Source organism: Salinivibrio sp. IB282 (assembly GCF_001995685.1).
Taxonomy (GTDB): Bacteria; Pseudomonadota; Gammaproteobacteria; order Enterobacterales; family Vibrionaceae; genus Salinivibrio; species Salinivibrio kushneri.
Map to the genome: position 1 here is coordinate 17435 of NZ_MUET01000010.1, position 13772 is coordinate 31206.

Below are 13772 nucleotides of genomic sequence, written 5' to 3' on the forward strand. Positions count from 1 at the left end.
AACCCACTAGCAGGGCTGGTCCGGGATTAACACGGTGGGACCGGATTGCTCGTTAGGCTCAGGGTAATCAATGGTGTAGTGAAGGCCGCGGCTTTCTTTACGTTGCATGGCACAACGAACCATGAGTTCTGCCACCTGTAAAAGGTTACGTAATTCCAACAGGTTGTTTGAGACCCGGAAATTCGCATAGTACTCATGTGTTTCTTGCTTGAGCAGCTCGATACGGCGTAGTGCTCGTTCTAACCGTTTGGTTGAGCGGACAATGCCCATGTAATCCCACATAAAAAGACGTAATTCATGCCAGTTGTGCTGGATCACCACTTCTTCGTCAGAACAAATGACCTGACTTTCATCCCAAGGGGGGAGTGCGGTATGGGGCTCGATATGGTCTGAGTGCGCTTTAATATGTTCAGCCGCTGACCACGCATACACCACACACTCTAGCAGCGAGTTAGAGGCCATACGGTTGGCCCCATGCAAGCCGGTGTAGCTTACTTCCCCAATCGCGTATAAGCCGGGCAAGTCTGTGGTGCCGTTTTTATCCACCATCACGCCACCACAGGTGTAGTGGGCGGCAGGGACAATAGGGATCGGCTCTTTGGTCAGATCGATGCCGTATTGTTTGAGCTTTTCGTAGATGGTGGGGAAGTGTTTGATCACAAAGTCAGGGTCTTTGTGGCTGATGTCGAGATACATGCAGTCGGCGCCAAGGCGCTTCATCTCGTAGTCAATCGCTCGGGCCACCACATCACGCGGGGCAAGCTCGCCGCGTGCGTCGAAGTCTGACATAAAGCGTGAGCCATCTGGGCGTTTTAAGTGTGCGCCTTCACCGCGTAACGCTTCCGTGAGCAAAAAGTTGCGCGCGTCTGGATGGTACAGGCACGTAGGATGAAACTGGTTGAATTCTAAGTTGGCGACGCGACAACCTGCCCGCCATGCCATGGCGATGCCATCACCGGATGACACATCGGGGTTAGAGGTATATTGATACACTTTGGAAGCACCGCCAGTGGCGAGCACCACATAGTTAGTGCGCACGGTCTCAACCACTTCTTGGTTTCGGTTCCAGATGTAGGCCCCGAGCACGTGGTTAGCGCCACCCAATCCGACTTTTTTACGGGTGATGATATCCAGCGCATTGTGCCGCTCGAGCAGGGTGATATTTGGGTGCTGACGGACATTGTCTTGCAGAGAGTTTTGCACGGCCATCCCGGTGGCATCGGCGGTATGCAAGATACGGCGATGGCTATGGCCGCCTTCACGGGTTAAATGATACCGAGGGGTGTCGTCGTCGCTATCTTCTTGATCGAACGGGACACCGCCATCAATTAACCACTGCACGCAATCTTTAGCATTGCGAGCAATAAAGTCCACGACCTGGGTATCGCAGATACCTGCACCCGCGATTTGGGTATCTTCGACATGAGACTCGACCGAGTCTTGCTCGTCAAACACCGCGGCAATACCGCCCTGTGCGTAAAGCGTGGCCCCTTCGCTGAGCGGGCCTTTGCTCAATACAATCACCTTGTGGGTTGGCGCTAAGCGGAGCGCCAGTGACAAGCCAGCGGCACCACTGCCGATAACTAGCACGTCACATTGATGTTCCTGGGTTGTGGTCGTCATGATCCCTAATCCTCTTTCTGCGCACCCAATGTTACACCAATTTGACGTAGCTGCGCGCGGTAAGATCAAATCCCGTACCGCTTGGGTGAAAGTTTGCAACCATGGCATGGTTCGGGCGACAATGCCCTCAGTCAAAGAGACCGTCTTTGACCATTCCGTCACAGTAATGTGATTCAACGCATAATAAAACCAACATGGTGAGGAACTTTTCGCCGGCTGGATTATCGAATCGTGTGCGAAAGCTCGCAAGCGGGTTTAACCGCGCTCTGACAACGTCGGGCCTAGAATTTCGATAATCGGGCGGAAAGATCAACCAAGGAGTAAACGCTCGAATGGGCGAGCAGCTAACCGACCAGGTTCTAATAGAACGTGTACAGAATGGTGACAAGCAAGCTTTCAATCTGTTAGTCGTCAAATATCAGAATAAGGTATGTAACCTTATCGCCCGCTATGTCGGTACACACAGTGGCGATATTCCAGATATTGCGCAAGAGGCGTTTATCAAAGCGTATCGTGCATTGCCGGGATTTCGGGGCGAGAGTGCGTTTTATACTTGGCTGTATCKCATTGCTGTGAACACCGCAAAAAACCATTTGGTGGCGCAAGGACGACGTCCGCCAGGCAGCGATATTGATGCCGACGAAGCAGAAAATTACGAAAGTGGGGGGTCTTTAAAAGAAATATCGAACCCTGAAAACTTGATGTTGTCAGATGAGTTAAGACAGGTGGTATTTTCGACCATAGAAACACTGCCTGACGACTTAAGAACCGCAATTACCTTACGGGAGCTCGATGGGCTCAGTTATGAGGAAATTGCACAGGTAATGGATTGTCCAGTCGGTACGGTGCGGTCGCGTATTTTCCGAGCGCGTGAAGCGGTTGAAAAACGCATCCGGCCACTGATGAAACGGTAACGAGTTTTACTGGCTGCATGACGGTGACTTGAATGACGGATAGAGAAAAAATTTCAGCGTTATTGGATGGCGAATTAGTGGATACGTCAGTGATCCACGAGATTGAGCGAGATGATAATGCGCAACAGGCTTGGGGGCGTTTTAGCACCATTCGCGATGTGATGCGTGGTGAGGCACCCAGCTCTTTGCAATGGAACATTGCCGATTCTGTAGCGTCCGCGCTGGAAGCAGAACCTGCTTATCAAGGCGATCATCTTGATAATAATGTGCACCCGATGCACGAGTCACAGCCGCGTCCGGAAAAGGCGCGTCGCCACTTACCAGGGTGGCTGCAGCAACTGACGCAGGTAAGCGTTGCCGCGTGTGTCTCGTTGGCCGTGATCGTGGGCGTGCAGCACTATAATCAGTCTGATGCGAGTTCGCCGGTGGCCAGTACGCAAACCCAGCCGCCCGTACTCGAAACCATTCCTTTTGCAGGGGCTGCTGAACCCGTGAGTTTGAGTCGTGACGATCTACGTGCCACGCCTTCTGAGGCAGAGTTGATGGAGCAGCGTCGCCGCGTCAATGCCATGCTCAAAGACTATGAATTGCAGCTTCGCTTGAATAAGGATAGGCTGTCTAACCATCAGACAATGGCACCGTCGACAAGCAGTAATAATCAATGAAAAAAACTCTGATCGGTGCGCTTGCGCTGATCAGTTTGATGTCTGCGCAAGCCTCGGCCGAACCCTCTGCCGAGGCTTTGTTACATCAAATGGATACCGCAAGCGACACCCTAGATTATGAAGTGTCCTACATCTTGGTAGGTAAAAATAGCCTCGAACCCCTTCGCTTTCGTCATGCTCAAGTTGGGGATGATGCTTATGGCCACCTTATGTATCTCAGTGGCCCACCGCGAGAAGTGATCCGTCGAGGCGGTGAAATCAGTTATTTTGAACCCGGCTACGACCCTTTCACCATTGCCAGTGATCATATGGTTGCGCCTTTGCCAACGCTTATCCAAGCCGATATCGATGTGCTGGCTAACCATTATGATTTTGTTTCTATGGGGCACGCGCGTGAAGCGGGGATGGATTGCCAAGTAGTTCGAATTACACCGAAAGACGGGGAGCGCTATTCGTACGTATTATGGTTAGATGAGAACAGCAAACTCCCTGTTAGAGCGGATTTGCTCGACCGTGATGGCGATCCGCTTGAGCAATATCGTGCGTTGTCGTTGGTCGTCTCGTCACAAATCAGTACCTCGATGCAAAAGCTGGCTGAGCTGGCTCTGCCACCGGTACTAACCTTGCCGCAAACCACGCAGCGCTCCGACTTGGATTGGCAGGTCACTGCGTTACCCGAGGGATTTGAGCCTGTGTACAGCAATCGCCACCGTTTGATGATGACCAAGCGCGCGGTGGAGAGTCAGATGTTTAGTGATGGCCTATTTAGCTTTTCTGTGTATCTTGCCAAAGCCGATGATGTCTCGGTGCGTAAGCAAATTGTTCGCCAAGGTCGGCGCACACTGCATAGCGTGACCAGTGGCAATGCAGAAATTACGGTGGTCGGCGATATACCGCCTGAAACCGCTAAACGGGTGGCGGAGTCTGTCCGTATTATTGATATGCCCGCGAGTCAGTCAGAGCAGGGGGTCGAACCATGATCAAAGCATTGGCAGAAGTCACCAGTTACCAAGATGGTTGGTTGTCATTGGCCTGCCAGCAGCAAACCAGTTGCGGTAGCTGCCAGTCACAAAGCCAATGTGGCACTGGTATTGTGTCCAAAGCCCTTCCGGGTAAGGTTAAACACCTCAAGGTGCGCGCGCCAAAACCCTTGCCAGCCGGCACCTTAGTTGAAATCGGCTTGGGTGAGGCGACCTTGTTACGCTCCGCGTTATTGGTCTACATGGTCCCTCTGGCGATGATGCTAATAGGGGCATTGCTCGGGCAATTCTTCTTCGCCACACTTGCCGGCAGCGGGGAAGGCGGGGTGATCGCATTAAGTCTAGGGCTGGGCGCGGTTGGTGTGGCGCTCGCCCGTTACCTCGCACCGCGTATCGGTACCCAAGATGAGCAACAACCTCTGCTTTTACGCGTGATGGGGGAGCCGGTCTCAGACTTGTCCGTCATAAATACCACACAGCAGGATAGCGACTAGCCACTATTTTCGGTAGAATCGCGCTCACTTGATCTTAGGATCCCATTCTTATTGATAACGAGTAAGTCACTCCAACACATGAAGCATATTCGTAACTTTTCGATCATCGCCCATATTGACCACGGTAAGTCGACGCTTTCTGACCGACTGATTCAAGTATGTGGCGGCCTAACTGACCGGGAAATGGCAGATCAAGTTCTTGATTCAATGGATCTGGAACGTGAACGCGGTATCACCATCAAAGCACAAAGTGTGACACTGAACTACAAAGCCAAAGACGGCAATGTGTATCAGCTCAACTTCATCGATACGCCAGGACACGTTGACTTCTCTTATGAGGTGTCACGCTCGCTCAAGGCGTGTGAAGGTGCTTTGCTGGTGGTCGATGCAGGACAAGGGGTTGAGGCACAGACGCTCGCCAACTGCTACACCGCCATTGATATGGACCTGGAAGTGGTACCTGTTCTGAATAAGATTGACTTGCCAGCCGCTGATCCTGATCGCGTGGCGCAAGAAATTGAGGACATTGTCGGTATCGAAGCGATTGAAGCGACTCGCTGCTCGGCGAAAACCGGCATGGGTGTTGATGATGTCCTTGAAGACATTGTACGCCAGATCCCGCCTCCACAAGGGGATCCTGATGCGCCAACGCAAGCGCTGATTATTGACTCCTGGTTTGATAAATACCTGGGCGTGGTGTCTTTGGTGCGTATTCGTGAAGGCTCGCTGAAAAAAGGCGACAAAGTGAAAATCATGAGCACGGGCCAAGAATGGAACGTGGACAGCATTGGTATTTTCACGCCTAAGCGTAAAGAGCTTAATGGCCTGCAAACTGGTGAAGTTGGCTGGGTGATCTGCGGGATCAAAGATATCCTCGGTGCACCAGTGGGCGATACTATCACCCATGCTAAAAACGGCTGTGAAAAACGCATCGAAGGTTTCCAGCAAGTGAAGCCGCAAGTGTATGCCGGACTTTTCCCGATTTCATCGGATGATTACGAAAGCTTCCGTGATGCTTTGGATAAGCTGAGCCTGAATGATGCTTCTTTGTTCTTTGAGCCGGAAAGCTCGGCGGCACTGGGCTTTGGTTTCCGTTGTGGCTTCCTTGGCATGCTGCACATGGAAATCATCCAAGAGCGGTTGGAGCGCGAGTATAACCTCGATCTTATCACCACCGCCCCGACTGTAGTGTACGAGGTGAGCAAAAATGATGGCGAGATCATTTACGTTGACAGCCCATCCAAACTGCCACCAATCAATGATATTGAGGCGATTGGTGAGCCGATCTCGCGTTGTAATATATTGGTGCCGAGTGAGTTTGTCGGTAACGTCATTTCACTGTGCGTAGAAAAGCGTGGTGTGCAGGTTGATATGGTTTATCACGGTAACCAAGTGGCACTGACCTATGATATTCCGATGGCTGAAGTGGTCCTCGATTTCTTTGACCGGATAAAGTCGACGTCGCGCGGTTACGCATCGTTAGATTATAACTTCGAGCGCTATGAAGTCTCTGACATGGTGCGGGTGGATATCCTCCTTAACGGTGAACGTGTCGATGCGCTGGCGATTATCACTCACCGTGCACACGCACAGCCGCGTGGTCGCGAGTTGGTGGAAAAAATGAAAGAGTTTATTCCTCGCCAACAGTTTGATATTGCTATCCAAGCCACGATTGGCAACCATATTATTGCCCGTTCGACGGTGAAACAGTTACGCAAAAACGTGACCGCGAAGTGTTACGGTGGTGACGTGAGTCGTAAGAAGAAGCTTCTGCAAAAGCAAAAAGAAGGTAAAAAGCGAATGAAGCAGGTCGGTAATGTCGAGCTGCCGCAAGAAGCCTTTTTGGCCATTTTGCACGTGGGCAAAGATAAATAACGACGGACTCCATTATGGCCAATACGTTTTCTTTGATTTTAGTGCTGGTGACCTTGGTCACCGGCATTGTTTGGGCGTTAGATAAATACCGCTGGGCACCGCGTCGTCGTCAGACAGCAGGGGAAACCCTCAAGGTGTCAGCGCGTGAACTGGATGCTGAACAAGTCGCTAAAGTGTCGCCTCAACCGAGCTGGGTTGAAAATATGGCGTCTATTTTTCCAGTGATCGCGGTGGTACTGGTGCTGCGCTCGTTTATTTATGAGCCGTTCCAAATTCCATCCGGTTCGATGATGCCTACCTTATTGGTCGGGGACTTCATCTTGGTGGAAAAGTTTGCCTATGGCTTACGCGATCCTGCCTTCCACACTGAAATTGTCGAAACCGGCAAACCAGAGCGTGGTGATATCGTGGTGTTCAAATACCCACCTCAGCCCAATATTGATTATATTAAGCGTGCGGTGGGGCTGCCCGGCGATACCGTGGTGTATGAAGACAAGCGCCTATGTATTCAGCCCAAGGGCGAATCCCAGTGCCAGCCGGTGCCGATTGACGACATTCAGCCAAGCGCGTTTGTGCAAGCGGGCATTAACTTGGTACAAGCACAGGAGCAACTGGGTGAACAGTCTCACCAGATCCTTGTCCATCCGAAAAAACGTGACCGCGTGAGTGCGTACCAGCCACGCCCTGGCGTCAACCGCTGGGTCGTGCCAGAAGGACACTACTTTATGATGGGAGATAACCGCGATAATAGCGCCGATAGTCGCTTCTGGGGCTTTGTCCCTGAGCGCAATCYCGTGGGCAAAGCCGTCGCTATTTGGGTCAGCTTTGAATTTGAGCGCTCCAGTGATAGCTGGCTACCATCGTGGGTACCGACAGGCATTCGCTTTAACCGTATTGGTGGAATTGATTAATTCTGGACTATGATGACAAAACTAACAGATAAGTTGCAGCGTGATATCGGCTACCAATTTAGCAACGCTGCGTTACTCGAATTGGCGTTAACGCACCGCAGTGCCAACGGCACCCATAATGAGCGTCTGGAATTTTTAGGCGACTCGATTTTGAGCTTTGTAATTGCCGAGGATCTTTACCACCGTTTTCCGAAAGTGGACGAAGGCGACATGAGCCGCATGCGGGCCACCTTGGTCAGGGGGAACACCTTGGCAGAGATTGGGCGCGAGTTTTCTCTGGGCGAAGTGATGCGACTTGGCCCAGGAGAACTTAAAAGTGGCGGATTTCGTCGTGACTCGATTCTCGCTGACGCCGTAGAAGCCTTGATTGGCGCGATCTTTTTAGACAGTGATATCAACCGGGTACAAGCCATTATTTTAAATTGGTATCAACACCGTCTCGAGACCATTCAACCTGGCGCGAGTCAAAAGGATCCGAAAACCCGATTGCAAGAGCACCTGCAGGGTAAACGCAAACCCTTGCCGTCCTACACGGTGATGAAGGTGCGCGGCGAGGCACATAACCAAGAATTTACGGTAGAGTGCCAGGTATCAGGACTGGAGTGTTCTGTGATTGGAAAAGGCAGCAGTCGTCGCAAGGCAGAGCAAGCGGCTGCAGAACTCGCGTTACAGAAGTTAACATAATGACTGATACACAGCGCTGTGGCTTTATTGCCATTGTAGGCCGGCCGAACGTCGGCAAATCAACATTACTAAACCGCTTAGTGGGGCAAAAGCTGTCGATCACTTCGCGTAAACCGCAAACGACACGTCACCGCATCATGGGGGTTGATACCCGTGATAATTATCAAGCGGTCTACGTGGATACCCCAGGGCTGCATATCGAGGAAAAGCGCGCGATCAACCGCTTGATGAACCGCGCGGCGAATAGCTCGTTAACCGATGTTGAACTGGTGTTATTTTTGGTCGATGGCACCCATTGGACCAAAGACGATGAGATGGTGCTCAACAAGTTGGCACGCTCTGGTCTGCCAACGGTCTTATTGGTTAATAAAGTCGATAATGTGAAAGAGAAAACCGAGCTCTTTCCACACCTACAAACCTTGTCGGAGAAGATGGAGTTTGTTGACGTGATCCCGGTGTCGGCGAAACACGGCACCAATATCGATGTGGTTGAGCAGAAGGTACGTGATGCCTTACCGGAAAGTGAGTTTTACTTTCCTGAAGAATATATCACTGACCGCTCTCAGCGTTTTATGGCCTCCGAAATTATCCGCGAAAAGCTGATGCGCTTTACCGGTGAAGAGCTGCCTTACTCGGTCACCGTCGAAATTGAGCGCTTTGACTACAATCCAGAAACGGACGGCTTTCATATCAATGGGTTGATCTTGGTTGAGCGCAATGGCCAAAAGAAAATGGTCATTGGTAAAGGCGGTGAGAAGATCAAGCGCATTGGCCGTGAAGCGCGTTTAGATATGGAAGAGCTGTATGAGCGCAAGGTGTATCTTGAGCTTTGGGTAAAAGTGAAGTCAGGTTGGGCCGACGATGAACGTGCCCTGCGTAGCCTCGGCTATATTGACGATCTCTAAGCGATCGACGGATTCCAGTCGCGATGCGAGGAGGGATTGAGTGGACGGGTTTCAACGCGGCTTTGTATTGCATACACGCCCTTACAGTGAATCCAGTCTGCTTTTGGATATCTTTTCTGAGCACGAGGGGCGCGTTACTCTGCTTGCCAAAGGGGCACGTCGGCCACGCTCGGCGATAAGAGGGGCCTTGCAGCCTTTTACCCCTTTGCTGCTCAAATGGGGCGGACGTGGTGAACTGCGCACCTTACGCAGTGCCGAAGCCACAGGTCTCGCCCTGCCGTTGTCAGGTAATGCCCTGTATTCCGGCTTCTACCTCAACGAGCTGGTAATGCGTGTATTGGAGCCTCACACGCCTTATCCCGCGCTATTTCATGACTATGTGACCGCACTGACCCAGCTGGCTCGCTACAATAATCCCGAGCCAGCCCTGCGTTGTTTTGAGCTCGCGGTGTTAGAAGCTTTGGGCTATGGGGTTGATTTTCTTCATTGTGCTGGCAGCGGTGACCCGATTAACGATAACATGACGTACTTATATCGCGAGCAGCAAGGCTTTGTGGCATCGATCATGAAAAGCCAACACCGACAATTTACGGGGGCCGATCTACGTGCATTAGCGATGCGTCACTTTGAGACAGTCGAACAGCTACGTGCTGCCAAGCGTTTTACGCGTATGGCGCTTAAGCCCTATCTTGGCCCCAAGCCGCTCAAAAGCAGAGAATTGTTTAGAAGGAAATAATCATGGATAAAATCTACTTGGGTGTGAACATTGACCACATCGCGACCGTGCGCAATGCGCGTGGCACCGCGTATCCGGATCCGGTTCATGCTGCTGAGTTGGCAGAGCGTGCAGGCGCGGCCGGGATCACGGTTCACTTGCGTGAAGATCGCCGCCACATCACTGATCGTGATGTTCGTTTCCTCAAAGAAACCTTGCAAACCCGGATGAACTTGGAAATGGCGGTCACCGATGAAATGGTCGAGATAGCGTTGGAGACCCAGCCTGAGTTTGTATGTTTGGTGCCAGAAAAGCGTGAAGAGCTGACCACCGAAGGTGGCCTCGATGTCGCGGGCCAGCTGGATAAAGTCAAAGCGGCGACCCAAACATTGACGGACGCAGGGATTAAAGTGTCTTTATTTATCGATGCTGACCGTAAGCAAATTGAAGCCGCTCACCAGTGTGGAGCGCCGTTTATTGAACTACACACGGGGCATTATGCCGATGCTGCGACCGACAATGATCGCCAAGCCGAGCTGAAGAAAATTTCCGCGGCGGCCAGTTATGCGGTTGATTTGGGGATCAAAGTGAATGCCGGCCACGGATTAACTTATCACAACGTGACCCCGATAGCGGCGATGCCAGAAATGCATGAACTGAATATTGGCCACGCGATTATTGGCCGTGCCATGTTCGATGGCTTGCAAAAAGCGGTCGCGGACATGAAAGCTATTATGGAAGCGGCGCGTCGATAAATGGCGATCGCAGGGATTGGCACAGACATTGTTGAGATTGCGCGTGTGGAAAAAGCGCTCGCGCGTCAACCGCGGTTTGCGGTCAGGATCCTAACCGAAACCGAGCAAGCCAGCCTGGCATGCCATAAAACCCCCGGCCGTTTCCTAGCTAAACGCTTTGCGGCCAAAGAAGCTGCCGCCAAAGCACTGGGCACCGGCATTGCCAACGGCGTGACATTTCACGATTTTACCATTACCAATCAGGCTTCGGGCCAGCCGGCATTGCACTTTTCGGGTCGCGCGGCAGAGCTGGCACATGCGCGTGGCATTGCGCATTGCTGGCTGACGCTATCCGATGAAAAAGCGTATGCTATCGCGCATGTGGTGTTAGAGCGCGCATAATCTTACTGCCTATAAGGTGACACTTCACGCGGTGTGACTTTGGGTGTGTTGAGGTGGGCCTCTCCGGGCCCACTGCCATCCTTTTTTAGTCGTTTTGTGAAGCATCCAAGTATTGTGGTGCCAACTGCTCAATGTGCGCAATTTCATCTTGCAGCTCTAACAGCTCTGGCTCAATGGTGGCAATATCCGCCCCGGCTTTWAATTGAGTCTCTAGCTCATGACATAAGCTTTTTAGCTGCGGGACACCGCTATACGCGCAACTCCCATGGAGCTTGTGAATAGCGTGCCATAACGGATCCGTCTCTAACTCTCCCGCCAATGCTTGCTCAACCGCCTCGTTTACCGACTCAAACGAGGCAAGCAGCATGGCGAGCATTTCTTTGGCCAAGTCGGTTTTCCCTGCTGCTTGATGCAGTGCCCGTTGCCAATCTAGGTGTCGTGCACTTTGGTCTTGGCTCGCTGAAGGACTTGGAGATGGCACGCTCTGCGCTTGAGAGGCTGCGTCATCAAGGTGCAGCCAGCGTGCGAGGGTACTCTCCAGCATGGCTTCTTCAATCGGCTTGGTAAGATAATCATCCATTCCCGCCTCGAGCAGTCGCTCACGCTCTCCGGGCATCGCGTGGGCGGTGACGGCAATAATCGGTGTTTGTTGATTGAATCCCGCTTTACGAATTTCTTGGCTGGCGGTGACACCGTCCATTTCTGGCATCTGGATGTCCATCAAAATAATGTCAAACGCTTGCTGGTGGGCAAGCGCGACCGCTTTGACTCCATCTTCTGCGGTGATCACCTTCTCGACCCGTTCGGCGAGCAAGGCAGTGATCAGCTTTAAGTTGGCTGGATTATCATCGACGGTCATCACCGTATAAGGCGCTTTTTGTGATGCACTGGGTTTGGGCAGAGGAAGCGGCGTGGCGTCAGGCGAGCCGATTAATGCCTCCAACAGCTTACGTTGTGGAATAGGTTTGGCAATACAAGCGCTTACCCCGGCTTTTAAGAGATGCTCAGAGGCTTCTAGTTCCGTGGTAGGCAAGCATACCACCACGGATTGTGCTTGCTGCTCGCAGACCTGTACCGCTTGTTGCATCGCATCCAGATCCGGCATGCTTCCCGCATCGAAACAGAGCAGGGCAAAGTGATAATGACGGTCTGTCAGCACATTGGTGCCAGATGCGGTGTCCACATTCAGCCCCACTTGCGTCAGTCGCTTGCGCAAAATCTCGCGGGTACGCGCATTCGGCTCAACGATCACGATGTCGCGCCCCACCAAGGGTTCAATGTCAAGCGGCTGTGACACTGGCAAATCGGTTTGGGTGAGCTGCAGGGTAAACCAGAAACTTGAGCCTTGGTGTAGACGACTGGTAAAGCCAATATCGCCGCCCATTTGCTGGACCAGCTTCTGTGTGATCACCAGGCCAAGGCCGGTTCCCCCATAGCGGCGTGAGATACTGGCGTCCGCCTGCCTAAAGGCTTGGAAAAGCTGTGCTTGCTGGCGTTCGGAAATGCCAATGCCAGTATCTTTAACCATTAACTGTAGCTCAACGGTTTCATCGTGAAGCTGCTTGAGATCGACACTGACATCAATATTGCCGCGTTCAGTAAACTTGGCGGCATTCCCAATCAGGTTTATCAGTACTTGTTGAATACGGAGTGGATCGCCCACAGCCCCAGTGGGAATGCGTGCATCGGTGCGTAGGGTAAGTTCTAATCCTTTCTCGTGTGCCATTGGCGCAAGCAGGCGCATCACTTCATCAAGCATGTCCTGAACATCAAAGGGAATATTTTCCAGCAGCAATTTACCTGCTTCTAACTTAGAGAAATCAAGGATGTCATTGATGATGGTGAGTAGGTTGTTGGCCGACTTTTCAATGGTGAGCAAGTAGTCACGCTGGCTGCTGCTGAGCTCAGTTTTGAGCATTTGACGGGTAAAGCCAATCACCCCGTTTAGAGGGGTACGCAGCTCGTGAGACATGTTGGCCAAAAATTCTGATTTTACCCGCGCCGCTTCTTGCGCATTTTTCTTGGCGATATCGAGTTCAACGTTTTGAATTTCTAGCTGTTCGAGGGTTTCGCGCAGATCACAGGTTGCTTGGTCAATGCTTTGCTGCATTTCTAAGTGGTACTCTGACAACGAAATCGCCATCGCATTAATGCCGTTTTTCAAGGTATCCAACTCACCGAGCAGCTCTCCTTCAATCCGGACATCAAGATGGCCGCGCCGAATTCTATCGACCAAGGTCACCATGTTACCAATCGGRTGGGTGACATCCGCAATTAAGCGATAGGCAAAAAAGCACGACAATATCCCGCCTAAAGCAACCATCACCAGTGCAGTGATCATCTCTTGGTATTGCTTTAACCGCACCGAACTTAAATCCAGCTCCATGGCTATATAGCCCAGCGGGCGCTCAACATTGAGCCCGGGGGTAAACCGACCAATCTCCAAAATGGGGGCGCGCAGAATCAAGGTATCCTGCTGTTGGCTTATCTGCAGTTGTGTGGGGATGGGTTGGCCACTGTCAACCGAGAGCATGGCCAGATCGCGATGATAGTTCGAGGTGACAAACAGCTCATTGCGACGATCGAACACCGCAATACTGCGCACAAATTGCGAGTGTTGGCGGTGAGCAAAGCCAATCAACCGACGCACATTTTCACGACTATCATTTTTTAACCCCACTTCACTGGCAATCGCCAGCGGCTCAATGATCGCAGAGCCGGTGACAGTGAGTTGTTGCTCGAGGTCTTGGTAGCGGGTGCTGGTAAAAAACGCACTCAGCAGTAAGCCGACAATGAGGGTCGGAGCGATGGTCAGAACGGAGACACGGGTGCGGAGGCCATATTTGGTCATGCTAGATAAACTATGGGAA

At 51.9% G+C, this 13772-nt stretch carries 13 protein-coding genes; 11 read left to right on the top strand and 2 right to left on the bottom strand.

Annotation, left to right across the window (positions count from 1 at the left end; all coding sequences use genetic code 11):
- Window positions 1–6: 6 nt before the first annotated feature.
- The gene (gene nadB / locus BZG14_RS03670) at window positions 7–1623 is read right to left on the bottom strand and encodes an L-aspartate oxidase (protein ID WP_077608009.1); all 1617 of its coding nucleotides are present in this window, start codon (window positions 1621–1623) and stop codon (window positions 7–9) included.
- A gap of 332 nt (window positions 1624–1955) precedes the next feature.
- Between nadB and rpoE the strand changes: the two genes are divergently transcribed.
- The 11 genes from rpoE (at window position 1956) to acpS (ending at window position 10902) form a co-directional block, all read left to right on the top strand.
- Entirely contained in the window at window positions 1956–2537 is a 582-nt protein-coding gene (gene rpoE / locus BZG14_RS03675) for an RNA polymerase sigma factor RpoE (protein ID WP_077608010.1), read from the top strand.
- Between the two features lie 32 nt (window positions 2538–2569).
- Window positions 2570–3202 (top strand): RseA family anti-sigma factor, encoded by a 633-nt coding sequence (locus BZG14_RS03680; RefSeq protein WP_077484384.1) that lies wholly within the window; start codon window positions 2570–2572, stop codon window positions 3200–3202.
- The gene (gene rseB, locus BZG14_RS03685; protein WP_077608011.1) at window positions 3199–4182 is read left to right on the top strand and encodes a sigma-E factor regulatory protein RseB; all 984 of its coding nucleotides are present in this window, start codon (window positions 3199–3201) and stop codon (window positions 4180–4182) included. The genes BZG14_RS03680 and rseB overlap by 4 nt, the downstream gene beginning before the upstream one ends.
- Window positions 4179–4676 carry a SoxR reducing system RseC family protein gene (locus BZG14_RS03690; RefSeq protein ID WP_069363451.1) on the top strand — a complete coding sequence of 166 codons (498 nt, stop codon included), beginning with the start codon at window positions 4179–4181 and terminating at the stop codon, window positions 4674–4676. Before rseB ends, BZG14_RS03690 begins: the two co-directional genes overlap by 4 nt.
- A gap of 78 nt (window positions 4677–4754) precedes the next feature.
- Window positions 4755–6551 carry a translation elongation factor 4 gene (gene lepA / locus BZG14_RS03695; RefSeq protein ID WP_077608012.1) on the top strand — a complete coding sequence of 599 codons (1797 nt, stop codon included), beginning with the start codon at window positions 4755–4757 and terminating at the stop codon, window positions 6549–6551.
- Window positions 6552–6565: 14 nt separating this feature from the next.
- Complete coding sequence (gene lepB, locus BZG14_RS03700; protein ID WP_077608013.1) at window positions 6566–7462, top strand: signal peptidase I; 897 nt, start codon at window positions 6566–6568, stop codon at window positions 7460–7462.
- Between the two features lie 12 nt (window positions 7463–7474).
- The gene (rnc, locus tag BZG14_RS03705) at window positions 7475–8146 is read left to right on the top strand and encodes a ribonuclease III (protein WP_077484501.1); all 672 of its coding nucleotides are present in this window, start codon (window positions 7475–7477) and stop codon (window positions 8144–8146) included.
- Window positions 8146–9051, top strand: coding sequence for a GTPase Era (gene era, locus BZG14_RS03710; RefSeq protein ID WP_077458824.1), 906 nt, complete (start codon window positions 8146–8148; stop codon window positions 9049–9051). The genes rnc and era overlap by 1 nt, the downstream gene beginning before the upstream one ends.
- Before the next feature lie 40 nt (window positions 9052–9091).
- The gene (gene recO / locus BZG14_RS03715; RefSeq protein ID WP_069363455.1) at window positions 9092–9787 is read left to right on the top strand and encodes a DNA repair protein RecO; all 696 of its coding nucleotides are present in this window, start codon (window positions 9092–9094) and stop codon (window positions 9785–9787) included.
- 2 nt (window positions 9788–9789) lie between these two features.
- Window positions 9790–10521 carry a pyridoxine 5'-phosphate synthase gene (gene pdxJ, locus BZG14_RS03720; protein WP_077608014.1) on the top strand — a complete coding sequence of 244 codons (732 nt, stop codon included), beginning with the start codon at window positions 9790–9792 and terminating at the stop codon, window positions 10519–10521.
- Window positions 10522–10902: a holo-ACP synthase gene (gene acpS, locus BZG14_RS03725; protein WP_077608015.1), complete on the top strand. Its 381-nt coding sequence runs from the start codon at window positions 10522–10524 to the stop codon at window positions 10900–10902.
- Between the two features lie 85 nt (window positions 10903–10987).
- On the opposite strand, the gene barA is transcribed toward acpS, so the two are convergent.
- Entirely contained in the window at window positions 10988–13753 is a 2766-nt protein-coding gene (gene barA / locus BZG14_RS03730) for a two-component sensor histidine kinase BarA (protein ID WP_077608016.1), read from the bottom strand.
- Window positions 13754–13772: the final 19 nt, after the last annotated feature.